This is a genomic window from Streptomyces varsoviensis, from assembly GCF_000718635.1.
In the GTDB taxonomy this organism is placed as follows: Bacteria; Actinomycetota; Actinomycetes; order Streptomycetales; family Streptomycetaceae; genus Streptomyces; species Streptomyces varsoviensis.
In genome coordinates, this window is sequence record NZ_JOBF01000001.1 from 381,234 (window position 1) to 405,692 (window position 24,459).

Consider the following 24,459-nt stretch of genomic DNA (forward strand, 5'->3'; position numbering starts at 1 on the left):
TCGTGGTGATCGCACCGATGTGACCACACCGTGGTGATCACATCGGGTTCACCGTACGACGCGCCCGGCCCCGCGGACGTCACTCCTCGGCCATCACGCCTCGACCATCACCCTTCGACGATCACTCCGTGAACGTCATTCCTTGAGCGGCCGTTGAACGGCATTCCGTCAACATCATTCCTTGAACATTCGGATCGACGACGGCGTGATGCTCCCGTAGCTCTTCTCGAACCGCGCGCCCGCCCCGAACGTCGGCTGCACGGCGTCCACGAACGGCAGCACGTCCACCGCCTCGATCAGCGCGGACTCGGCGCGGTTCCAGGTCGGGCAGCCCTCGGTGCCCGGCATGCGGGCGGCGGCGGTGGCCAGGGACACGTACTCCTTGTTGTCGATGTGCGCGAAGTTCGTGCCGTTCGGCGGGGTCGGGCCGGAGACGAACGGCCGGAGCTGCGGCGGGATCGCTAGGCCCAGCGGCAGGACGGCGGCGTCCCAGGAGGCGGTGCCGCCGACGATCTGGTTGAGGCCCGGGTTGTCGACGCCCCGCAGTGTCACCTCGGCGCCGACGGCCTGCCACGCCTTCTGGATCAGCTCGGCCGCCGACGCGGCCGGCTGCCCGATCTGGCTGGGATACAGAAGGGCGATCCGCAGCCGCTTCCCGTCCTTGGCGCGTACGCCGCCGGGCCCCTCCCGCCAACCGGCCGCGTCCAGCAGGGTCTTGGCGGCGGCCACGTCGTGCGACGGCAGGGCGCGGGCCGCCGTGGCGTCCGTACAGGTCTTCGGCTCGATGCTGATGAGCCCGCCCGAGGGCTTGCCGGTGCCGCTGGACAGCACCTTGCCGATGACCGGCAGATCGACGGCCCGGGCGAGGGCCCGGCGCGTCGTCTCGTCTTCTCCCGGCCGGCCGGGCGCCTGGTTGAACCACATCTCGCCCAGGGCGGCGGTCGCGTCGGCGTGGTACTGGCCGCGGCCGAAGAGGCGCTGCTGATCGGGGCCGAGGAGGCTCGCGGCGTTCAGCTCGCCGGAGAGCAGGAGGTTCGCCGCGGTCGTCTCGTTGGGGACGATCCGTACGCGCACCTTGTCCGGCAGCCCCTTCTGGCCCGCCCGCCAGTGGCCCGGGCCCCAGGTGTAGTCCTTGCGGCGGGTGAGGGTGTAGTGGTCGCCCGGGACCGCCTCGGTCAGCGTGAACATCCCCGTGCCGTACCGGCCTTCGGCGAGCGCCGCGCGGTCTTCGAGGCCCTTGCCGCAGACGATCGGCACCATGCCGACGTTGCGCGTGAGGAACGCGTCGGGCACCTTGCTGACGACGGTGACCTCGCGGTTCGCGGCGTCGACCGTCGCCGTGGTGCCGGGGTTCACATACAGGCCGGTCAGCGGGGACCTGTTCGTCGGATCGGCCACGAACGCGATGTTCGCGGCCACGTCCCGCGCGGTCAGCGGCGTGCCGTCGGAGCAGGTGACGCCCGGCCGCATCCTGAAGCGGGCCGTGGTGGCGTCCCCCGCCCACTTCTCGGCGAGCCCCGCCCGCGCCCGGCCGTCCGCCGTCACCTGGATCAGCGGATCGTAGAGGAAGCGGCCGACCTGGATGGCGGCCGACAGCACGGTCAGCGCCGGGTCGAGCGTGCCGGGGTCGGCCGGCATCGCCATCGTGAACGTCCGGCCCTCGGCCGGCGTGTCGCCCGGCTGCGGCCGGCTGCCGGCGGCGGACGGGCCGCCGCAGCCGGTGAGGCCGGCCGGCCCGACGAGGCCGACGAGGCCGAGCGCGACGGCGGTGACGACCGCCGGCGCGGTCCGCGCGGTTCTCATCCGTGTCTCCCTGGGGTGTGTACGGGCGGCACGGCCGCGGGGGCGCACTGGTAGCCGACCGTGCCGTGCCGTTCCGTCGCGCCTCGTCCCGTCCGTACAGCAGCCGCCCGGCGGTCGGTCAGGTCACGGGGCGACCCTGCGGTCGGCGCGGCCGGTGTGCAGGAACAGCGCGTGCCCGTCGCCGTCGTCGCCGACGAAGGAGTGGACCTGGTGCATGCCGTGCTGACGCTGGACGGCGATGAGGGAGCCCTCGCGCGCCGGCACGAGTTCGAACCGCTCCGGGGGGCCGCCGAATTCGGCCATGATGCCCTTCGGGGTCCGCTCGGCCCATATCCGGCCCTCCTCGTCCTGGCTGACGACGGTGTCGGCGATGCCCGAGGAGTACGTGCCGACGTACCGCGCGGCGTCGACGCGCGGCGCGTCCGGGGCGGGCGCCGGCAGCGGCGGCAGTTCCACGTCGGCGAGTTCGCGCAGGACGCGCCGTGTGATCTCCTCGTACACGGCGATCGGCTCGCCGCCGTTGGTCAGCACGGCCACGGCGACATCGCGGCCCGGCACCGCCCGCAGGAACGCCGACTGGCCGAGGGTGCCGCCGTCGTGGCCGATGACGGTACCGCCGGGCCAGTCGAATATCTCCCAGCCCAGGCCCCACTCGTCGCCCATGAACCCCAGGTACGGGACGTCCGTCTGGCGTTCGCGCATGGCCCGCGCGCTCTCGGCGCCGAGCACGCGCGTACCGTCCGGGCCCAGGCCGTCGGCCAGGTGCGCCCGTACGAACGTGAGCAGATCGCGGGGGCGCATGGCGAGCATGGCGCCCGCGGCGGAGTTCGAGCGGGGGAGCGCCCATGCCGGAGCCGGTTCGAACGGGGCGTCCGGGCCGGCCTGGATGTGGCCGACCGCGGCGCGGTGCAGGATCGCCTCGTACGGGCCGGTGGCCGCGTGGGTGAGCCCGAGCGGGGCGAAGAGGTGGTCCCGCAGACAGGCGTCGTACGTCTTCCCGCGCAGCACCTCCACGATCCGGCCGAGCATGCAGTAGCCGGCGTTGTTGTACGAGAACCGCTCGCCCGGCGCGAAGAGCTGCGGCGCGTCGCCGAGCGTGGCGACGAACCTCTCCAGGCAGTCGTCGCCCACGCCGGTGTCGGTGAAGATGTCCCCCTCGAACCCGCTGACATGGCACATGAGGTGCCGGACGGTGATCGCGGCGGCGGCCGAGGCGTCGGCGAGCGCGAAGTCCGGCAGATAGTCGTGTACGGGCGCGTCGAGGGCCAGCTTCCCCTCGTCGACGAGCTGCATGGCGAGCGTCGCCGTCCAGACCTTGGTGATCGAGCCGATCTGGAACACGGAGTCGGGCGTGGCCTCGACCCCCGTGCTCTTGCTGAGCACCCCGGCCGCCGCATCGATCACCGCGCCCCCGACGCTCACAGCGACGGCGGCCCCCGGCACGCGATGCTCGGCGAGCAGCTCCGGCAACCGCCCGCTCAGCCACGCGCTCAGCGCGTCGAGCCGCGGATCGGCCTCCGGGCCGGAGGGGGCGTGCGACGGCGATTCCGACGGTGCCTGTGGCATGCGAGTCCTTAAATCTCTGAGGGGCCGGTGGCGGAAGGGGGAGTTGACCACTCCTCGGCGAGGCTAGGCCACCGCCCCCACCCGCCGATTCGTCCGCGCGCACGAGACGAGGGCCTACGATCCATCGCCCGGCACAAGCCGGGCCCGCGTCGCCGGCCGCCTCCCGCCGAGCGCCCAGCCGCGCCCCGGGCCGCCGCCCCCGCCTTCCGGCGAGCCGCCGGCCCCCACCCGAGGCCGAGCCACCGCCGGTCTACACCCGCGCACGCCACGCCTGGCCGCGTGGCGGGCCTGCCCGCCGCCCTCTGCGCTCGCGCTGGGCTTGTTCCGGCGACGACGACGGCCGCCAGGGCCGCGCGTGCAGTCGCACCGAGGACGTGAAGGGGACTCCCCGCAGGGAGCGTTGGCGATGCCGCCGCCGAAGCGTCGATTGCCGACCCGCCGCGGCGACAACGGCTGCGCGGGGGCGCGGGAGTGGTGTGTGCCGACGCCGGGTGCCTGCCGTGCCGGTTGCGTTGTTCGGAGGGTCCGTGAGCGCGTCGCGTCGGCTGAGGCGGCAGCCAGGGCAGCCGTGTCGGCCTCGCGGGCTCGTAGCGCACAACGCGGTGGGTTACTCGCACAGGCCGGTGGATGCCAGCCGCAAGGCGTGTTGGCGGCCGTGGTCGGTGGGGCCTGGGTCGGCGGTTACGGCGATGGTGGCGGCGCGGCCGTCGTCGGTGGCGAAGGGGTAGGTGGCGTAGCCGAGGAAGTCGCCGTCGTGGCCCCACATGAGGCCGCCGCAGCTCAGCCGGTAGCCGGCCAGGCCCAGGCCGAAGCGGGTGCCGGGCGGGTAGCCGGCGTCGGCGGGGATCGCCACCGTGGTGCGCATCTGGGCGAGTTGTTCGGGGTGGAGCAGTTCGCCGTCGAGGAGGGCGCGGAAGAAGCGGTTCAGCTCGCTCGGCGTGGAGATCAGCGCGCCGCCCGCCCAGGCGGCCGACGGGTCCATCTCGGTGACGTCCAGCAGCGGAGCGTCCGGCTTCGTCGCGACGTAGCCGTGCGGATGGGCGTCCCGGAGGGTCTGCTCGCCCTGGGCCGGGAAGTACGTGTGCCGCAGCCCGACGCGGTCGATCACCCGGCGGGTGATCTCCTCGCCCACCGGGCGCCCGGTGACCCGCTCGATGAGCAGCCCGGCCACCACGTAGTCGGTGTTGCAGTACCGCCAGCCCGTGCCGGGCTCGAACCCCGCCTTGTGCCGGAGCGCGACGTCGAGGAGTGTCCTGGGCTCGTAGTAGCGGTGGCGGTTGGCGACCAGATCGTCCAGGTACGGGGTGTAGTCGGGCAGCCCGCTGGTGTGCTGGAGCAGTTGGCGCACCGTGATGCGGCGCCCGTCGATGCCGTCGCCGCGCAGCAGCCCCGGCAGGTAGGTGTCCACCGGGGCGTCGAGCGCGACCTCTCCCTCCTCGACGAGTTGCAGGACGACGGTCGCGGTGAACGACTTGGTGACGCTCGCCGCCCGTATCTGCCCGTCGACCGGCGCCTTCGCCCCGGTCCGCAGGTCGGCGACGCCCGCCGCGGCGTTGCGGGTACGCCCGTCGCGGCCGGTGACGGCGGCCAGCGCGGCGGGGTAGCGGTCCTCGCGCACCAGCCGGTCCAGCCCGCGGCGTACCGGGTCGGCGGTGCGGAGCTGCGCGGCGGACGCGGGCAGCGGGCCCGCCAGGGCCAGGACCACGGGCAGGGCGGCGGCGGCCGACATGGCCGCCGCCGTGATCCGGCGGCGGTGCGAGCGCTTCGGCCTGTTCGGCATCGACGACATGATGGGCCTGCCCTTCCTTCGTGTACGCGGCTGTGGCAACGGGGCAACGGGGCAACGGGGCAACGGGGCAACGGGGCAACCGAGCATCCGAGCAACGGGGTTCAGCCTGCTGCCCGCCCCGCCCGGCGCGCCATCCGGGCAGCCGCAGGGGTCCGACGGGGGCTGCCCCCACGTCGGTCGGCCGGCTCACGAGGCGTGGCGCGTCGGGAACGCGCCCCCTCAGCCGCGCCCCGCGTACGGCCACAGCCGCAGTTGCAGCATCGCGGCGAAGCGCGCGTCGGCGTCCGCGAGGTCGAGGCCGCCCACCTCGGCGAGCCGGCGCAGCCGGTAGCGGAAGGTGTTCGGGTGCACATGGACGGCGGCGGACGCCGTGACCACGTCGCCGAACGAGTCGAGCCACGCCCGCAGCGTCGGGACCAGACGGGTGTGGTGCGCCTTGTCGTACGCCATGAGCCGCACCACCGGCCCGGACGGCGGATCGCCGCGTTCGGCGATCACGTCGCCGAGTTCGAGCAGGAGCGATTCGACGAACACGTCGGCGATCCGGGCCACCGAGCGGGGCCCCGCGCCCGCGCGCAGCACGCGCAGCGCCCGGTCGGCCCCGGCACGGGAGGCGGGCAGTCCGCCGCTGTCACGGGCGTACGGGCCGACGCCCACGCGCAGTTCCTGGCGCTCGCCGACGCGCTCCAGGAAGTCGGCCGCGATCCGGGCCGCCCGCTCCTCGGCGTCCGCGCCGCCGGCGTGGACCGGGACGATGCCGTAGACGACGTCGCCGACGAGCGCCGCCGCCGAGCGGGGGTGCACCGCGCTCAGGTGCATCGCGAACGCGTCGGTCAGCCGCTGGCGTTCGGCCACGTGGCGGGCGTGCCGGGCGGCGGACTGGTCGCCGTCGGCGCGGCCCGCGGCGGCGAGGGCGAGCACCGCGCCCGGCCGCTCGGCCAGCCCCAGCCGGGCGACGGCCTCGGCGGCGCCCGCCCCGCCCTCCAGCGCCGTGGCCACGAGGTCGGAGCGGAGCCTGCGCTCCACGTCGGCGCCCGCGCGCAGCCGCAGCAGGTGCAGGGCGACCAGCTTCGCCGCGTCGCACAGTGCCTGGGCGCGCTCGTCGCTGAGCGGTTCGCGCACGGCGGCCCAGATGGAGCCGAGGATCTCGTCCCCGGCGCGTACGGTCAGCGCCACCCGCGGCAGGCTGTCGGCCGCGCCGTCGCCCTCCGCGATGGGGTCCACGTACACGGGCCGGTCACTGCGGTTCATGGCCTGGAACACGCCGCGTTCCTCCAGGACCCTGGTGTAGCGCTCCGGCACCTGGCGGCCGAGGATCGTCTCGACGCGGGAGGAGTCCGCCTCGCCCTGCCGGCCGGAGAAGGCCAGCACCCGCCAACTGCGGTCCTCGATGGTGACGGGCGCGTCGAGGAGCGCGCCGATCGCGTTGGCCAGCGCGAACAGGTCCCCGGAGGAGACACCGCCCAGGGTCTGCGGGCCCGGGTCCCCGATGTCGCCCTCGGCGAGGAGCGAGCGCAGCATCGCGGCGAGCTGCGCCCAGGACGCGCCGCGGGCCAGGCCGAGCAGGGCGACGCCGGAGCGCCGGACCGCCGCGGCGACCTCCGCGTCGGCGGTGACCGGCGCGCGGACGACGAGCCCCACGGCGCCCTGCTCGCCCAGGGCGTCGAGGAGTTCGACGATGTGGGCGCTCTCGTGGACGGCGACGCCGAGCACGAGCGCCCGGGGCGGCGGTACGGGCTCGTCGTACGGGTCGTGGATGACGACCCCGCCGATGTCGACGGACCCGGAACCCGACCCGGAACCGGACCCGGAACCGGAGCCGGTCGCCCCAGCCGCCCCGGCTGTCCCATCGACGGTGCCGCACACGAGGTCGAGGAAGGTGGGGCCGAGATCTTCGAGGACGCGCCGGAGGCCGGTTCGCGGCTGGGGGGTCACCGGGATGAGCACGTTTCCTCCCTCGGGGCGAAGACCGGCCTTCCACGCACGGCGTGCGCGCCACCCGTACGCCCCGCTCATATGCGCCACGTCGACGACTTGTACGCCGTATAGGTCGTATAGGCCGCGATCCTATGCGGTGCCCGCCACCCGCGACAGCCCCGGCCCGTACCCGAGGCCCGGCCCCCTGACTCACCCCCCGCCTACACCGCGACCCACCGCGTGGACACCGTCACCTCCTCCAATGCGTCCGCCAGCGGCTCCACGCCGATGCCCGGCCCCGTCGGCACCCGCAGATGCCCCTCCTCCAAGGTGAACGGCACGGTGATATCGGTGCGGTAGTAGCGGTCGGAGGCGGAGGTGTCGCCCGGCACGGTGAAGCCCGGCAGCGCGGCCAGCGCGACGTTCGCCGCCCGGCCGAGACCGGTCTCCAGCATGCCCCCGCACCACACCGGCACCCCGTGGGCCGCGCACACGTCATGGATGCGGCGGGCTTCGAGATAGCCGCCGACCCGGCCCGGCTTGATGTTGATGATGCTGGTGGCGCCGAGCGCGATCGCGTCCGCCGCCGCGCGGGCCGAGGTGATGGACTCGTCCAGGCAGATCGGCGTCCGCACCCGGCGGGCCAGCTCCGCGTGGCCCAGCAGATCGTCCTCGGGTAGCGGCTGTTCGATGAGGAGCAGGTCGAACGGGTCGAGCCCGGCCAGCAGGCGGGCGTCGGCCCGCGTGTAGGCGGTGTTGGCGTCGACCTGGAGCAGCACGTCGTCGCCGAACCGCTCCCGTACGGCCCGTACCGGCGCGACGTCCCAGCCCGGCTCGATCTTCAGCTTGATGCGTACGTAACCGGCGTCGAGGTATCCGGCGACGGCGTCCAGCAGTTCGGGCACCGAGTCCATGATGCCGACCGAGACCCCGCACGGCACCCGCTCCCGTACCGCCCCCAGCTCGCGCGCGAGCGGCACGCCGCGCTCGCGCAGCTCGGCGTCCAGCACCGCCATCTCCAGGGCGGCCTTGGACATCTGGTGGCCCTTGAAGGGGCTGAGGGCGAGCGCGACGGCGGTGGCGTCCACGTTCTCGCGGCGCTCGGCGAGCGCGGGTATGAGGAACCGGCCGAGCACGTCCGCGCAGGCGTCGACGTACTCGCAGGAGTACAGCGGGTCGTGCATCGCGACGCACTCGCCCCAGCCCTCGGCCCCGTCCGTCACCGCGCGCAGCAGCAGCGCCTCGCGGACGGTCTGCGTGCCGAACGACGTCCGGAACGGCGCCACCAGCGGCATCCGTACGCGGCGGATCTCGACTCCGGTCAGCTTCATGACGCTCTCTTCCTTTCGACGATGTACCAGCCGGCCCGGTCGAAGCCGGTGACCCGCGCCCCGTCCGCGAGCAGCCCGCCCAGGACCTCGCGCAGGGCCGACCGCCAGGCGGCGCCGGACGCCGGGTCGGCGGCGCGCAGTCGCTCGATGTCCTCCGGCACGGCGACCAGCACGGTCGGGCCGTCGAGGCGGCCGGGGACGGGGCGTTCCCGCGGGGAGACGGACAGGCCCGTGACGGCGCCCGCCGTGCTGACGGCGGGCGGCCGGCCCGCGCAGGCCGCGACGGTCTCCGGCGCCTTGAGCGGCCAGGTGACCAGGAGCCGGTCGGTGGCGTCGGAGCCGTTGATGCCGTCGTTCATCGGGCCGTAGAAGTCGGGCAGGTACTCGGTGGCCCCGGCGGCCAGCTTGTGGAGGTTGAAGTAGGCGTTGCGGCGCACGAGCGGGTCGAACGTCCAGGAGATCTCCGTGACGCCGTGCCGCAGCGCCCAGGCCCGCTGGTGCAGCTTGAGCGCGTATCCGACGTTGCGCCCGCGCGTCGCGTCCGCCACCCCGGCGATGTGGCTGTGCAGGGCCCGCTCGGCGGGGGGCGCGAAGAACCCGGCGCAGGCGCCGACGAGTTCGTCGCCGTCGTAGGCGCCGCTCACGTAGCTGCCCGCCTTCGCGAGCGCGCGCAGCAACTCGGCCGTGATCGGCGGGATCTTGCCGTCCGGCCGCCATATGCGCTCGTAGAGCCGCTGTACGGACTCCAGTTCGGCCAAGGAGGACAGGGTGCGGATCGAGGTGCGGGATGCGCGGGCCGCCGCCCGCGCCGCGGCGGTGGCCTCCTCGGCCGCCTCGCCGCCCGTGCCGGCGGTCCGGCCCGGGTCGCTGGGCAGATCAACCACGGGAGTCATCTTCTTTGTCGTGTGTGACGTTCGTGTCGGGGGTGCTGTGGGTGCTGTGTCTGTCATGGGTGTCGTGGGCGCCACGGGCGCAGTTGGAGCCGTATTCGCCGTCAGGACGCCCCAGAACGTCCCGCAGCAGCGCCGTGAGCAGGGCCGTGCGCCGGGGCAGCTCGGCCACCACGACGTGTTCGTGGTCGGCGTGCGCGCCCCCGCCGACCGCGCCGAGGCCGTCCAGGGTGGGCGTGCCGACGCCCGCGGTGAAGTTGCCGTCCGACGCGCCCCCGACGGCGACCGAGGCGAGCGGCCCGACCCCCAGCGCGTCCGCGAGCCGGGCGGCGCGGGCGAACAGCGCCCGCGACGCGGCCCCGGGGAGCGGCGGACGGTTGGGGCCGCCCGACACCGTGACGCCCGCGCCGTCGAGTACGGGCCGCAGCGCCCGCATCGCGCGGTCCACCCGGTCCTGTTCGGCGGCGTCGCGCACCCGCGCGTCGACCGCGAACAGCCCTGCCGCGGCGACGGTGTTCGACGTGGTGCCCGCGGTGAGCAGCGTCGGCGTGACCGTGGTGCCGGTCGCGGCGTCGCCCATCCCGGCGATCGCGAGGATCTGGTGGGCGGCCTCGACGCTCGCGTTCACGCCGCGGTGCGGTTCGAGCCCGGCGTGCGCCGCCCGGCCCCGCACCGCCACCTCGTATAGCGAGACGCCCTTGCGCTCCGTCTTCAGCGCCCCGCCGTCCGCCGAGGCCTCCAGGACCAGCGCCGCGTCGCAGCCGCGCGCCTCCTCCTCGACGAGCGCGTGGGAGGAGGGGGAGCCCAGCTCCTCGTCGCCGGTGATGAGCACGGTGACGCCGTCGGCGCCGGCGGCGGATGCCGCCGCGAGCGCCGCGACGGCGTGGAAGGCCATCACCACGCCCGCCTTCATGTCGAAGCAGCCGGGCCCGCGCAGCAGCCCGTTCTCGATCCCGTACGGGTGGGTGGCCAGCGAACCCAGGGGCCACACCGTGTCGTGGTGGCCGAGGACCAGGACGCGGCGCGGCCCGTCGCCGAGCCGCCAGCGCAGGTGCGTACGCCCGTCGAGGACGACGCGCTCGGGGGCGGCCCCCAGGTGCGCGGCCCCCATCTCGGCCACCAGATCGGCGCTGCGCGCCACGGCCGCCAGGTCGGACGACGGCGACTCGCGGCACACCAGCGCCTCGATGTCGGCGAGGACGTGCGGCAGGGCCGCTTCGAAGTCGCGTACGGAGACGGCGGACGGGGGGTCGACCGTAGCGGGCCGGGGGTCGTGAACAGCCATGTCAGCTCACCTTCGGGGTGGCGCGGGCGCCGTAGTGGACGTATTGCTCACCGGTCTCCAGCGTGTAGAAGGTGACCGGCACCCATGTCCGCGTGCCGGGCATCCGGAAGACGAACTTCCCGTCGACCGCCGCCTCCTGGCCGCCGTTCCCGCCGCTCCTGCCATCGTCGGCCGGGAGGAGTTCGGCCTCCTGGGCGGGCGAGGTCTCGTACGCGGCGAGCGGCCCCGTCACCGTGTGGAGCAGCGTCAACCTGCCGTCCTTGTACGTGATGTCGGCGCGGGCTCCGGCCCGCTCGTACACGCCGGCGTGGCGCGCCGCGTCGACGGGGGCCGGCCGGGCGGCGGGGGCGAGCGGGGCGGGCATGGCCACGCCCGCGATCTCGGCGAATATCTCCCGGAACAGTTCCTGGTAGAGGTCGCGCGCGTTGCCGCCGTTGGTCAGCAGCGTCACCGCGAGCCCCTGGTCGGGCAGCACGCGCAGGAACGCCGACTGCCCGATGGTGTTGCCGTCGTGCCCGTACAGCCGCTGCCCGTCCCAGCCGAACCGGATCCAGCCCAGCCCCCAGGAGTCGCCCAGCGTGTCCCGGTCCGGCAGGCCGGTCTGGTGGGCGGCCATCGCGGCGGCGCTCCGCGCGCTCAGCAGCCGCTCGCCGTCCGGGCCGAGGCCGCCCGTGAGATGCAGCCGGGCGAAGGCCAGCACATCGGCGGTCCCGGCGGTGATCAGCCCCGCGGGTCCGGCCGAGCGGGGCAGCCCCCAGATCTCGGCGGGCGCGGGGTCCGCGCCGCCCTCGGCGACGTGCCCGACCGCGGCGCGCAGCAGCAGCGCCTCCTCGGGGAGCGTGCTCGCACTGGTCAGCCCGAGCGGCGTGCACAGCCGCTCGCGCAGCGCCCGGTCCCAGGTCAGGCCGGTCAGCTTCTCGATGACCCGCCCGGCCAGGCTGAACCCCGAGTTGCAGTACGAGAACGTCGCGCCGAGCGGGTGGTTCTGCGCGGCGTCCGCCAGCAGTTCGGTGTAGCGCTCCAGGCAGTCGTCGCCGCGCCCGGTGTCGGTGAAGATGTCGCCGTCGATGCCGCTGGTGTGCGTGAGTAGGTGACGCATCGTCAGTTTCTGGGTGGCGGCGGGGTCCGCGAGCCGCAGCTCGGGCAGTACGTCCACGAGCGGCGCGTCCAGGTCCAGCCGGCCCTCGTCGACGAGCTGCATGACGAGCGTCGCCGTCCAGACCTTGGTGATGGACCCGATCTGGAAGACCGAGCCGTCCGTGACCTCGACGCCCGTGGCGGTGGACAGGACCCCGTGGTGCGCCTGGACCAGCTCCTCGCCGTCGCCGGAGGGGTTGGGGAACGAGCCGCCCGAGGCGGCGGGGGACGTGCCGTCCGAGGTGCCGGGGGACGTGCCGTCCGGGGCGGCGGGGGACGTGCCGTCCGGGGCGCCGCCCGCCGCGGCCGGATCGAGCCGCAGGATGCCCAGGGCCGCGCCCGGCACCCGGTGCGCCGTGGCGAGTTCGGCGAGCCGCCGCTGCCAGTGGGCCGCGTCGAGGGGCGCCCTGCGCGGCCGCCCCGGCTCCCCGGCGTACTGCTCCACCCAGTCCACGACGCGCTGATTGAAGTCCACCCGGTGGGAGGGCGGACCGTCCAGCGGGAACATGTGCGTGCCGCCCGGATACAGCACCAGCTCCGTCGGCACGCGCCGCGCGCGCAGCGCGTTGAACCACTGCTCGGCCTGGCCGACGGGGCAGCGCTGGTCCTCGGCGCCCTGCGCCACCAGCGTCGGCGTCCGTACGTCCTCGACCCGGCTCATGGGCGACTGCCGGGCGTAGAGCTCGCGCGCCCCCCACGGCGTGCCGCCCAGCTCGGCCGCGCCCAGCATCCGCGCGGCGTCCGACGTGCCGGCCATGCTGGTCAGATCGGTGACCACGCCGGCCGCGACGGCCGCCGCGAACCGGTCGTCGCGGCTGGTCAGATAGCAGGTCATGAACCCGCCGTAGCTGTACCCGGTGACGGCGAGCCGCCGCGGGTCGGCGACGCCCTCGGCGACGAGCTGATCGATGGGCTCGGTGAGGTCCGCGGCGTCGGCGACGCCCCACCCGCCGAGCACGGCGGTGAAGAACTTCTCCCCGAAGCCGTCGCTGCCGCGCGGGTTGAGCATCAGGACCGTCCAGCCGCGCTCCGCGAGCACCTGGTGGTAGAGGTGGAAGGAGTCGGCCGCGCCATGCCATCCGTTGTGCGGGCCGCCGTGCACGTCCAGCAGCAGCGGCGTCGGGCCGCTCCGCCCCGGATCGCGCAGCAGCCAGCCGTTCACCACCGTGCCGTCCGAGACAGTGAACTCCCGCTCCTCCCGCGTGAACAGGGCGATATCGGACACGCCGTGCCCGGTGCGTATCCGCGTCGCGCCGGAGGCGAGATCGACGGTGGCGACCTCACCGTACGAGTCGGCGCCGGCCAGCACGATCGCGACGGTGCCGCCCGCGGTGGACGCCCCGGTCACGTGGTACGAGCCGCCGCCCACCACCCGGCGCGGCGCGCCGCCGCCGTCGAGACCGACCGCGTAGAGGTGGGTGAACCCGCGGTCCCGTATGCAGACCAGCACCTCGCGGCCGTCGGCGGTGAGCTGCGGGGGCGCCCCGGCGTAACCGAGCGTGCCGCCGGGCATCACATTGCGGTCGAGACAGCCGGTGAGGTCGGTGGGGGGCGGGCTTTGACCGCTGCCGCTCGGGTTGTAGGAGGCGTTCGAGGCGTCTGATGTGTCCGGGGTGCCTGGGGTGCCTGGGGTGCCTGGGGTGCCTGGGGTGTCCGGGGCGTCTGGGGTGTCCAACGGCACCCGCAGCAGGCGGGAGTGCCCGACGTCCGCGTTCGTCGACCCGACGACCAGCAGCGCCGCACCGTCCGCCGTCCAGGTCAGGGTCCCCGCCTGCCCGGTGTCGGAGCCGACCAGGACCGGCTCGGCGCGGCGCGGCCCCACCTCGACCACGTACGCCGCGCTGCTCAGGGACAGGTCGTGGTCGGCCCCGCGGGACGCCGAGAAGGCCAGCCGGGTCCCGTCCGGCGACCAGGCGGGGGCGCCGGCGTGCCAGTCCCCGTACGTGATCTGCCGGACCTCGCGATCGGCGAGGCGGACCGTGTGCAGATGGGTACGGACCATGCCCAGCAGCCCCAAGCCGTCCGCCTTGTAGTCCGACCGCCGCGTCACGACCGGCCGCTTGGCGCGCCGGGCCCGGTCGGCGTCGCTCTCGCCGTCGACCGCCGCCAGGTCGACGGGCGCGGTGAACGCGAGCGTGCCGCCGTCCGGGCTCCATACCGGCGCGCCCGTGCCCAGCGGCGCCTCCGTGACCTGCTCGGCCTCGCCGCCCGCCGCGGGCAGCAGCCACACCTGCGGGGGTGCGCCCTCCCGCGCCCGCAGAAACGCGATCCGGGTCCCGTCGGGCGACCATACGGGCGCGCTGTCCGCCGGGCCGTTCGTCAGCCGCCGGGGCTCACCGCCGTCCTCGGCGGCCGCCACCCGCCACAGCGTCGTCACGTCGCGGTCGGCGTCGCGGTCCGGGCTGCGCAGTACGTACACGATCTCGGCGCCGTCCGGGGAGACGGCCGGCTGCTCGGGCACCGCGAGACCGTACAGGTCGTCTATGCGCAGGCGGCGGGGGTGTTGGGGCCGTTGGTCGCGGTGGGTGCTCTGGGTCACGGGGCGGTACCTCCTGGGGCGGTGCGAGTGCGGGTGCGGTGCGGTGTGGAAGGGGCCGGACGATGGTGGGTTGGGCGCTGGTCGGCGTACGCGGACGCGGATGCGGGTGCGGGATGGCGTCAGGCTGTGGGGCGTCGTCGTCGGGTCGTGGGGCGGCGTCAGGCCATCGGCCGGGGCCAGGCCGTGGGCCGGTGTTAGGCCGTCGACCAGGGTCAGGCCGTGGGCCGGTGTCAGGCCGTGGGGCGGCCGAGCCGGTCGCGGAAGAGCCGGTGCACATTGCCCCCGAGCACGCGCGCGATGTCGTCGGCGGCCCAGCCGCGGCGCAGCAGCGCCTCCGTCACCAGCGGAAGCCCGGCGGGCCCTTCGAGTCCGGGGAGGTACTGGTCGCTGGGTACGCCCTCGATGACCGCGTGCGCGCAGCACGGCGGCGTGGTGTCGGCCAGTACCTCCTGCACGAAGTCCGGGCCGAGCCCGACATGGTCGATGCCGGCGACGTTCGCGAGGTGCTCGATGTGGTCGGCCAGGCGGTCGACCGTGTAGTCGCTCTCGTGCAGGAACGGGGCGAAGAAGTTCACGCACACCACACCGCCGCCCGCGGCGGTCGCCTTCACCTGGTCGTCGGTGAGGTTGCGGTGGTGGTCGCGCAGCGCACGCGCCGAGGAGTGGGTGGCGATGACCGGCCGGGTCGCCAGCTCCAGCACATGGCCGACGCCCGCGGCGCCGAGGTGGCTGATGTCGAACATCATGCCGATGCGTTCCATCTCGGCGACCGCGGCGACGCCCGCGCGGGTCAGCCGGCTCCCGGCCGCGTCCTCGCCGCTGCCGTCGGCGAGCGCCGTACGCCCGAAGTGCGCGAGGGACGCGATCCGTACGCCGAGCCGGTAGAGGGTCTCCAGGAGTTCGACGTCCTCGCCGATGCCCGGCGCGCTCTCCAGCGCGAGTACGAGCGCGATCCTGCCCTCTCCCAAGGCGGCGTCGATCTCGGCCCCGTCGTGGCAGAGCCGGACCGCGTCGGCGTTCCCGGCGGCGAGGCGGTGCGCGGCCTCGATCATGCGCAGGGTCCGCCGCAGGGCCCCCTCCGGCCGGTACTCGTCGTCGATGAACACGGGCAGCACCTGTATGTTCACGCCGCCCGCTATCAGTTGGGGCAGCCACTGCTCGCGGAAGAACGACGCCCACTGGTCGACGGGCCGGGCCGTCACGGCGCAGAGCAGGTCGTTGTGCGTGTCGGCGACGACGCTGCGTCGGTGCAGGTCGGCGGCGTGGTCGGTGGGGTGGTCGGTGGGGTGGTTCGTGGTGTGGGCGGGTGATGTGGTCACGTACGGGCTCCTTTCGGCGGGGTGGGACCACCGGTCGGGGGCGTGGGGCGGTCGGCTCCCGGCCGGGCGGGTTGTTCGGCGCTCGACGGGGAGGATCTACCCGCTCCGGGGCGCTTGTGATCTTCGGGGCTCGTGGGGGAGAGCCGGCCCGCTTCAGGGGCCCGGCTCGCCAGGGCCGAGGGCTCCTGTCGGTCGTCGTCTTCGCCCGCGAGGTCTTCGCCCGCGAAGTAGTCCTCGCCCGCGAAGTGGCAGGCGGCCCGGTGCGGGCGTCGTTCGGCGTCCCGCGCGGGGTCGGCGGTGCGGCACACGTCGCGGTCGGGGCGGGCGCGGGGGCCCAGCGCGCAGCGCGGGTGGTAGCGGCAGCCGGCCGGCGGACGGTGCGGATCGCTCGGCTCCGCGTCCGAGCCCTCGAAGTCCCGCGAGCCCTCGAACAGCGGCGTGTGCCAGGACGGCGCCGCGCTCAACAGCTCACGGGTGTACGGGTGCTGAGGATCGGACAGCACCTGCTCGGTGGGCCCGGCCTCGACGATCCGCCCGAGATACATGACGGCGACGATGTCACTGAGGTAGCGCACGACGGCGAGGTTGTGCGAGACGAACAGCATCGACAGGCCCAATTGCCGCCGCACGTCCCGTACGAGATTGAGCACGGCGCCCTGCACCGACACGTCGAGCGCGGAGGTGATCTCGTCCGCGATCACCACGCGCGGCCGGCCGGCGAGCGCGCGGGCCAGCGCGACGCGTTGGCGCTGGCCGCCGGAGAGGTGGCCGGGGAGCATGTCGGCCCGGTCCGGGTCGAGGTTGACCAGTTCGAGGAGGCGCGCCACTTCGGCCCGCCGCGCCGCCGCGCGCCGTCCCGCGAACCGTACGCCGGTACGCGGCATCGGCATCGCCTCGCTGATCGACGCCCCGATGGTCATGCGCGGATCCAGCGAGGAGTACGGGTCCTGGAACACCATCTGCAACGGGCGGCGGCGCCCCGGCCACCGCCGTACGTCCGTGCCGTCGAGCAGCACGCGTCCGGCGGTGAGGGGCGCGAGGCCGACGGCGCTGCGCGCCAGCGTCGACTTGCCGGAGCCGGACTCGCCGACCAGGCCGACGACTTGGCCTGACGGCACGGTCAGGTTCACCCCGTCCACGGCGGTGAGCCCGCCGCGCCGGCTCCCGTACCGCACGCTCACGTCTTCGAAGACCAGCTCGCTCACGCGCCACCTCCGGCGGCCTCGACCTCGACGTCACGGCCGTCACCCGCTCCGGGCCCCGGCCGGTGTTCGCTGCCCTCGCCGCCCGAGCCGTCCTGCGGATGCCAGCACGCCACACGGTGCCGGGCCGGGTGCCCATAGCCGATGCCGGCCTGCACCGGCACGGGCACCGGCACTGGCACCTGCACCGGTATCGGTTCCTCGGTCCTGCACCGCTCATCGGCGAACGCGCAGCGCGCGGCGAACGCGCAGCCGGCCCCGGTACGGCCCGGCTCCGGCGGCCGACCCGGAATGACCGCCAGCGGCGCGTCACGGTCGGTGTCGAGCGCGGGCACGGCGGCGAGCAGCGCCCGGGTGTACGGGTGGCGCGCGGCGCCGCGAAGCCCATCTGCGGGCAGTTCCTCCACGATCCGCCCTGCGTACATCACCAGCACCCGGTGGCAACTCTGCGCCACCACGGTGATGTCATGGCTGATCAGCAGCAGAGCGGCGGCCGACCTGCTCCGTACGGGCCGGGCCCCGGACGGGCCACCGGGCACGGGCCCAGCGGAAGCATCAACCGCGGGCGCGGCTGAGTCATCAGACGCGGACCCGGCCGCGGGGGCCGTGGCCCCGGATGCGGACTCGGCCGCGGGGACTGCGGTTGACCGGGACGTGGACTCGGCCGCGGGTACTTCCACAGCCCCGGACGCGGCCCCGGCCGCAGCAGATGCCGTTGCCCCGGGCGTGGGCTCGGCCGTAGGGGCTGCCGTTGCCTCGGGCGTGGACTCGGCCGCGGGGGCCGCAGCCGCCGCCCCAGCCCCGTACGTCGGCCCAGCGGGAGAAGCAACCGCGGGGGCCGTCGTCGCCCCGGCCGTAGGCCCAGCCGCAGGGGCTGCCGCCGCCCCGGGCGCGGCGGACCCAGCCGCAGAGGCCGCCATCTCCTCGGACGTAGCTTCGACCCCAGAGGCCGCCGCAGGCTCCGTCGCCTCGGCGCGTACGCGGGCGAGCAGGCGCAGGACCTGTCGCTGGACGGTCACGTCCAGCGCGGTGGTCGGTTCGTCGGCGATGACCAGGCGGGGTTCGCCCATGAGTCCCATCGCGATCATCGCCCGCTGCCGCATGCCTCCGGAGAACTCGTGCGGGTACTGGTGCGCCCGCCGTTCGGCCGCCGGGATACGTACCGCTCGCAGCCGCTCCACGGCCCGCGCGAGGGCCTTGGCGCGCGAGAGCCCGTGGTGCTGCCGGGAGACCTCGGCGAGTTGGCGTCCGATCCGCTGGGTCGGGTTGAAGGAGGTCATCGGGTCCTGGAACACCAGGGCCATCGACGTGCCGAGGAGCGCGCGCACGTCGGCGTCGGACGCCCGTAGCAGCGGTGTGCCGAGGAAGTCGAGGCGGTCGGCCGACACCACGCCCGGCGCCTCGATCAGCCGGGAGATCGCCAGCGCCGTCAGGCTCTTCCCCGAACCGGACTCGCCGACCACGCCGACGGATTCCCCGGCGCCAACGGTGAAGCTGACGCCGCGTACGGGCGTCACGGGCCCGGAGGGGCCGGGGAAGGCGACGCGCAGGTCCTCGACGACGAGCACGGGGGGTACGGGGGGCACGGACCGTACGGCCAGTACGGGCTGGTCTCCGCCTTCCGCGTCCACGGGCCGGCCGTCATCGTCCTCGGCACGCACGGCGGGCGATTGCGCAGGGGCCTGCGGGGGTGCCTCCTTCAGCCGCGCGGGGGCCGCAGAGCGCGCCCCGACCACACCCGCCGCGGTCTCCCCGAACAGGTTGAAGGCCAGCCCCGCGACCACCACCGCGACGCCCGGCGCGAGGGCCGCCGTCGGGTTGACGTAGATCTGGTTGAGTCCTTCTCCGAGCAGCCTGCCCCAGTCGTAGGCGGGGGCCTGCACGCCGATGCCGAGGAAGGAGAGCCCGGCGAAGGTGAGCAGCGCCATGCCGGCGCTGATGGTGGCGTTGACGATCAGAGGTTCCCCGATGTTGGGCAGTACGTGCCGTACGAGCAGCCGCACCCGGCCCACCCCGGCCACCCGCGCCGCAGCCACGAAGTCCCGGCCCGCGATCGCCGCGGACAGCGTCTGGGTCAGCCGGGCGAAGGCGGGGGCCATGGCGAGGCCGATGGCGAGGACCGCGCCCGTGGCGCCGACTCCGAAGATCATGGCGAAGAAGAGGGCCAGTAGCAGCCCGGGGAAGGCCACGGCGACGTTCACGGCCGAGGTCACGAGCCGCCCCGCCCAGCGGGGCAGCACGGCGGGCGCGGCCCCCAGGAGCGTGCCCGCCGCCACCCCGATCGCGGTGGCCGTCACCGCGAGTTCGATGGACAGCCGCGTCGCGACGAGGACGCGGGCGAGGATGTCCCGGCCCAGGCCGTCCGTCCCGAGCCAGTGCGCGCCGGTCGGCCCCTGCTGGAGCGCGTCCGTGTCGATCGCCGCCGCCCGGCCGCCCCACAGGAGGGGCGCGAACAGGGTCAGCGCGATCAGCAGGGTGAGGAGGGCGGCGGAACAGGCGCCCACGGGGGTGCGTACGGCTGCCCGTACGTGCGCGAACCTGCCCCGCGCGAATCCGCCTTTCGCGAATCCGCCTTTCGCGAACCTGCCCTTCGCGAACCCGCCCCGCGTGAATCCGCCCTCCACGAATCCGCCCTCCACGAACCCGCCCTCCGCGAACCCGCCCGACGATGACGCGTCGTCGTCGCGCATGGCTCAGGCCCCCCGGATCGTCGAGCGCGGATCGAGCACCGCGAGCACCACGTCGACCAGCAGATTCACCGTCAGCACGCCGATGCCGTAGACGAGGACGACGGCCTGCACCACCGGGTAGTCCTTCGACTGGATGGACTGCACGATCGTCGACCCGAGCCCCGGCCACGCGAAGACGTTCTCGACCAGCACCGTCCCGGCCACCAGCCCGGTCAGCACCAGGCCGCCCATGGTGAGCGTGGCGGTGAGCGCGTTGGGCAGCGCGTGCCGTACGTAGACGCGCGGCGCGCGCAGCCGCTTGGCGCGGGCCGTACGGACGAAGTCCTGGCCCAGCACGGCCAGCATCTCGACCCGCACGATCCGCGCGAGGACGGCGGCGGGCTGGGCGGCGAGCGCCAGTACGGGCAGCACGTACGAACTCATGGCGCCGCGCCCGGCCACGGGGAACCACCCCAGGTGCACCGAAAACACATAGACGAGCCCGACGGCCAGCAGGAACTCGGGGATCGCCGCCAGCAGCACGCTGGTCGACGTGAACGCCAGCTCGGCGCCCTTGCGCCGGCCGCCGCGGGTCAGGGCGGCCATCGCCACGCCCACCGGCACCGCGATCACCATGGCGACGGCGAAGGCGGCCAGGGCCAGTTGGGCCGTCGCCGGGAGCCGGTCGGCGATCTGCCGGGACACCGGGAGGTCGCTCAGCATGGACGTGCCGAAGTCGCCGGCGGCCAGCGACCGCAGGTAGTGCCAGTACTGCGTGAGCAGCCCGTCGTCCAGGCCGAGCGCGTGGCGCCGCGCGTTCACCGCCGCCACCGGCGCCGTCATCCCGAGCGCGGAGCGCACCGGGTCGCCGGGGATCAGATGGATCATCACGAACGCGGCGGTGACTACCACCCACAGCGACACCGCGAACCGCCCCAGCCGCCGCACCGCGAACGACAGCCACGGACTCCTCAGCACCCCCGACAGCACCCCGCCCGATGCCGCGGGCCCGGCAACCACACTGGACACCAGAAACGACCTCCGTCGGACTCCCTACCGGGACCCAGCGAGTGTCGCGCCCACCAGGGAGCCACCGATTCGTCCCCGCGCACAAGAAGCGGGCGGCACCTGGTACTACAGCACAACTGACGGCACCGACGGCGCGCACGCCCTGCCCACGCGCTCCGCCCCCTTACTCCCTCTCCATGATCGTCTGGCGGGCGCTCCAGCAGAGCGGGGTTCGACACGGACCGCTGCGCCCGGCCGGCGAGCCGCGCCGCGACCGTGACCCCCGCCCCGCCGCCGCTTCGAGCCGTGGCCGCAGCGCCCCGAACACCCGCCGCTCCTGGCCGCGGCGCAGCGAGAACCCGAACTTCAGAGCGCGATCAGCCCGGCTTTCGTCGTCTTGAATCCGCAGGAATCGAAGTAGAAGGGCTCCAGACCGTCGTCGAAGTCCACGTGCAGCCACTCGCATCCCGCCGCCCGCGCCCCCTCCACCGCCGCCGCGACGAGCGCACTCCCGACCCCCCGGTTCCGCCCCGCCCGCGCCACGACCGTATCCAGAACGAACGCGTGCACCCCGCCGTCCCAGGGCACGTTGACGAACCCGATCAGCCGCCCTTCCTCCCACGCGCAAACCCACCCCAGGCTGTGCCCCCGAAGCTGCGCCAGCCAGTCGGTCTCCGTCGGAGCGTGGTCGAAGCCCTCGGCGTGCAACGCCTCGATGGCCTCGTTGTCGACCTCGCCCCGCCATTCATAAGTGATCGTCATGGCCGGGATCGTAAGGCCCGCCCTCGTCAGCCGCCCAACGAGTCGCGCGCCCGCCACTCGGCGAACCCGCCGTACCGCGCGCCGCTCGGCGCGCCGTCGAACGCCTGAGCGGCCTGGTGTAGGGTCGCCGGCGTGAACACCGGGACGGCGCGGCGGCGCCATGCGCGGATTGGTTATCCGGTGGAGGGCTGAGCCCCCGCCGGGTGCGCGGACGGCGCGCTCCTGGTTCGGCACGCGGACCCCCTCAGTGCTCGTGCACTGCGAGTCCTTTTCGTGTCGAACCAACAGTGAGGTCAGCCGTATGACAGCCACGTTCAACCACACCATCATCGCCGCCGTGAACCGCGACGAGTCGGCCCGTTTCTTCCGCGAATTGCTGGAACTCGCGGAAGCGCCGTCCTGGGGGCCGTTCACCAATGTCCAGCTCTCCGACGGCGTGCTGCTGCAATTCGCGGAGCCGCCGGTGGAGATCCAGATGCAGCATTACGCGTTCCTGGTCGACGACGAGTTGTTCGACCGGGCGTACGGGCGGCTGTGCGACCGCGGTATCACGCACTGGGCCGATCCGCGGATGCGGCGGGCGGGCGAGATCAACCACGAACACGGCGGCCGGGGGGTCTACTTCAAGGACCCCGCCGGTCACGCGATCGAGCTGATCACCCGCCCGTATCTGTAACCGGCACCCGCTGCCGCCCGGCCGGGACGCCCGTGGATACGGCGTCCGGCCAGGCGGCCGGGCGGTGGAGTCCGCCGCCTACCGGGACCCGGGCCGGGCCTCCGCCCCGCGCCCCGCCCCATGTCCCGCCTCACGCTCGGTGGCGGGCGCCGGAACCACGACCGGTACGGCGGCGGGCGCGGATCGGCGCCGGTGGTGCAGCCGTTCCGCAGACCACACCACGGCGCCCGCCGCCGAGAGGGCCGCGCCCAGCGCGCAGACGCCGCCCCAGCCGGCCGCGCCCCATACCGCGCTGGTCAGTGCGGAGCCGATGGCCCCGCCGACGAAATAGCTGGTCATATAGGCCGAGTTGAGGCGGTTGCGGGCCTCGGGACGGACGGCGTAGACCAGGTTCTGGTTGCTGATGTGCACACCCTGCACGGCGAGGTCCAGGATGATGACGCCCGCCAGCAGGGCCGCCAGGGCCCAGGGGCCGCCGCCACCGGCGAGAGCCAGCAGGCCCCAGGAGCCGAGCAGCAGGAGCGCGCCGATGCCGGAGACATGCTGGACCAGCCCGCGGTCCGCCAGCCGGCCGGCCGTCGAGGCGGCCAGCGACCCGGCCGCGCCCACCAGGCCCAGCAGCCCGATCGCCGCCTCCGACCAGCCGTAGGACGGACCGGAGAGGAGAAAGACCAGCGCCGTCCACAACACGCTGAACGGCGCGAACGTCAGCGCCCCCAGCGCCGCCCGCCACCGCAGCACCGGCTCGTCGGCGAACATCCGCAGCGTGGATCCGATCAGCGCCGGATACCCCCGCCCCCCGCGCGGCGTCGGCAGCACGGGCAGCCGCAGCCGCAGCGCCACCGCCATCAGCAGCATCAGCACGGCGTTGACCCAGTACACCGTGCGCCACCCGCCGAGGTCGGCGAGGAGCCCGGCGGCCGTACGGGCCAGCAGGATGCCCAGCAGCAGCCCCGTCATGACCGTGCCCACGGTCCGGCCGCGCTCGGCGGGCGCCGCCAGCGTCGCCGCGTACGGCACGACCACCTGGGCCGCGACGGACGCCAGCCCCGTCAGCGCGGTGCCGACCAGCAGCAGCGTGCCGTTGGGGGCGCTCGCGATCACCGTCAGGAAGACCGCGGTCGCCGCGCACAGCCCCACCGCGAGCCGCCGCCGGTCCACCAGGTCCCCCAGCGGTACGAGCAGCAGCAGCCCCAGCCCGTACCCGGTCTGCGCCACCGTCACCACCAGCGCCGCCGTCGACGCGCTCAGCCCCAGGTCGCGGCCGATGACGTCGAGCAGCGGCTGGGCGAAGTAGTTGCCCGCCACCGACAGCCCGGTGGCGACGGACATCAGCAGCAGCGTGCCGCGCCCCAGCCCCGGGGCCGTCCCGTCCCGGCCGCGCTCAGTCGCTCCCATATGTCCTCCCTGGCACCACGTACACGATCGACCACCGGCTCGCCCTGCGGGGCCGGTGCACAGCCTCCAGCCTGCGCCGCCGCCCAGCAATGAGTCCAACGCATCATTTTCATCCTATCGATCTGGTTCCGCGATCGATCTCGTCTGGCGATCGATCTCGCTCGTCGATCGCTATGCTCGCCGCCATGGAGCTCCAGCAGATGCGCTACGTCGTCGCGGTCGCCGAGACCGGCGGCTTCACCCGCGCCGCCGAACGGTGTCACGTGGTGCAGTCCGCCCTCAGCCACCAGATCGCCCGCCTGGAGCAGGAACTAGGCGCCCGCCTCTTCGACCGTACGAGCCGCAGCGTGCGGCTGACAGCCGCGGGGGAGGCGTTCGTACCCGTCGCCCGGCAGACGCTGGAGGCGGCCGAGCGGGCCCGCGCCGAGGTGGAGGCGGCGACCGGGGAGGTGCGCGGCCGGCTCGCGGTCGGCGCGATCTCCACCGTCGCCGCCGTCGACCTGGCCGAAGAACTGGCCGCCTTCCACGCCCGGCACCCCAAGGTGCGGATCAGCATGCGCGTGGACATGAGCGACGCGCTGATCGAGCAGGTCCGCCAGGGCACCCTGGACGTCGCCTTCGTGGGCCTGGTGCCCGGCGCGCGCCTCAAGGGCGTACGCGAGAAGGTGCTGGCGCACGGGGAACTGGTGGCCGTGGTGGCGCCGGGGCATCCGCTCGCGCGCCAGGAGCGGGTCGGCCTGCGGCGGCTGGCACGCGAGACCTTCGTCGCCTACACGGCGGGCTCCGCCGCCCACCGCCAGACCGAGGAGGCGTTCCTCGCCGCCGGGCTGCGCACGGAGGCGGCCTTCGAGGTGACCACGCTGGAAATGCTGGCCAAGCTGGTGCGCGCGGGGCTCGGGGTGGGCATGGTGCCCGAAGCCATCGCCTCCGAACTCACCGGGCTGCACATCCTGCGCGTCCGGGGCGCGCCCGTCCGCACCGAACGGCTCGTCTGGAGCCGCCTGGGCCCCTCCCCGCCCGCCGCCGCCTTCCTGCGCGGACTCGACGCGACGCCGGACGGGGAGTGATCGGGCGGCGCGTACGCCGGGAGGCTCCCTGGCACTCGGGGCGGCTCCCGGGCGGGCGGGGGCGGCTCCGGGCGGGGCGGCTCCCGATCACGCCGGGCCGG

Annotated in this window: 16 protein-coding genes; 2 read left to right on the plus strand and 14 right to left on the minus strand. The window is 74.5% G+C overall.

Features of this window, described 5'->3' with window-relative positions; all coding sequences use genetic code 11:
* Positions 1–174: 174 nt before the first annotated feature.
* The 13 genes from IF55_RS01680 to IF55_RS01740 form a co-directional block, all read right to left on the minus strand.
* A complete protein-coding gene (locus IF55_RS01680; RefSeq protein WP_030881651.1) occupies positions 175–1,803 on the minus strand; it encodes an ABC transporter substrate-binding protein in 1,629 nt (542 codons plus the stop codon).
* Positions 1,804–1,926: 123 nt separating this feature from the next.
* Positions 1,927–3,369 (minus strand): serine hydrolase domain-containing protein, encoded by a 1,443-nt coding sequence (locus IF55_RS01685; RefSeq protein ID WP_048831406.1) that lies wholly within the window; start codon positions 3,367–3,369, stop codon positions 1,927–1,929.
* Positions 3,370–3,976: 607 nt separating this feature from the next.
* Positions 3,977–5,149 carry a serine hydrolase domain-containing protein gene (locus IF55_RS01690; RefSeq protein ID WP_051776157.1) on the minus strand — a complete coding sequence of 391 codons (1,173 nt, stop codon included), beginning with the start codon at positions 5,147–5,149 and terminating at the stop codon, positions 3,977–3,979.
* A 228-nt stretch (positions 5,150–5,377) separates the two neighbouring features.
* Positions 5,378–7,105: a PucR family transcriptional regulator gene (locus IF55_RS01695; RefSeq protein WP_030881660.1), complete on the minus strand. Its 1,728-nt coding sequence runs from the start codon at positions 7,103–7,105 to the stop codon at positions 5,378–5,380.
* A gap of 191 nt (positions 7,106–7,296) precedes the next feature.
* Positions 7,297–8,406 carry an o-succinylbenzoate synthase gene (menC, locus tag IF55_RS01700; RefSeq protein ID WP_030881663.1) on the minus strand — a complete coding sequence of 370 codons (1,110 nt, stop codon included), beginning with the start codon at positions 8,404–8,406 and terminating at the stop codon, positions 7,297–7,299.
* Positions 8,403–9,290 (minus strand): GNAT family N-acetyltransferase, encoded by an 888-nt coding sequence (locus IF55_RS01705; RefSeq protein WP_342668251.1) that lies wholly within the window; start codon positions 9,288–9,290, stop codon positions 8,403–8,405. The genes menC and IF55_RS01705 overlap by 4 nt, the downstream gene beginning before the upstream one ends.
* A complete protein-coding gene (locus IF55_RS01710) occupies positions 9,283–10,581 on the minus strand; it encodes a M20/M25/M40 family metallo-hydrolase (protein WP_078643374.1) in 1,299 nt (432 codons plus the stop codon). The genes IF55_RS01705 and IF55_RS01710 overlap by 8 nt, the downstream gene beginning before the upstream one ends.
* A 1-nt stretch (position 10,582) precedes the next feature.
* Positions 10,583–14,257 (minus strand): serine hydrolase, encoded by a 3,675-nt coding sequence (locus tag IF55_RS40280; RefSeq protein ID WP_030881671.1) that lies wholly within the window; start codon positions 14,255–14,257, stop codon positions 10,583–10,585.
* Between the two features lie 230 nt (positions 14,258–14,487).
* Positions 14,488–15,510, minus strand: a complete 1,023-nt coding sequence (locus tag IF55_RS01720) for a dipeptidase (RefSeq protein ID WP_030881673.1) — start codon at positions 15,508–15,510, stop codon at positions 14,488–14,490.
* A 62-nt stretch (positions 15,511–15,572) separates the two neighbouring features.
* Positions 15,573–16,781 carry an ABC transporter ATP-binding protein gene (locus IF55_RS01725; RefSeq protein WP_078643467.1) on the minus strand — a complete coding sequence of 403 codons (1,209 nt, stop codon included), beginning with the start codon at positions 16,779–16,781 and terminating at the stop codon, positions 15,573–15,575.
* Complete coding sequence (locus IF55_RS38105; protein ID WP_078643377.1) at positions 16,778–19,468, minus strand: dipeptide/oligopeptide/nickel ABC transporter permease/ATP-binding protein; 2,691 nt, start codon at positions 19,466–19,468, stop codon at positions 16,778–16,780. Before IF55_RS38105 ends, IF55_RS01725 begins: the two co-directional genes overlap by 4 nt.
* A 3-nt stretch (positions 19,469–19,471) precedes the next feature.
* On the minus strand, positions 19,472–20,476 hold the full coding sequence (locus IF55_RS01735) for an ABC transporter permease (protein ID WP_342668252.1): 1,005 nt from the start codon (positions 20,474–20,476) through the stop codon (positions 19,472–19,474).
* Positions 20,477–20,821: 345 nt separating this feature from the next.
* Entirely contained in the window at positions 20,822–21,217 is a 396-nt protein-coding gene (locus tag IF55_RS01740; protein ID WP_030881681.1) for a GNAT family N-acetyltransferase, read from the minus strand.
* Between the two features lie 301 nt (positions 21,218–21,518).
* On the opposite strand from IF55_RS01740, the gene IF55_RS01745 reads away from it, so the two are divergent.
* On the plus strand, positions 21,519–21,893 hold the full coding sequence (locus IF55_RS01745) for a VOC family protein (protein WP_030881683.1): 375 nt from the start codon (positions 21,519–21,521) through the stop codon (positions 21,891–21,893).
* Positions 21,894–21,971: 78 nt separating this feature from the next.
* On the opposite strand, the gene IF55_RS01750 is transcribed toward IF55_RS01745, so the two are convergent.
* A complete protein-coding gene (locus IF55_RS01750; RefSeq protein WP_048831408.1) occupies positions 21,972–23,291 on the minus strand; it encodes an MFS transporter in 1,320 nt (439 codons plus the stop codon).
* Positions 23,292–23,476: 185 nt separating this feature from the next.
* Between IF55_RS01750 and IF55_RS01755 the strand changes: the two genes are divergently transcribed.
* The gene (locus IF55_RS01755) at positions 23,477–24,358 is read left to right on the plus strand and encodes a LysR substrate-binding domain-containing protein (protein WP_030881687.1); all 882 of its coding nucleotides are present in this window, start codon (positions 23,477–23,479) and stop codon (positions 24,356–24,358) included.
* Positions 24,359–24,459: the final 101 nt, after the last annotated feature.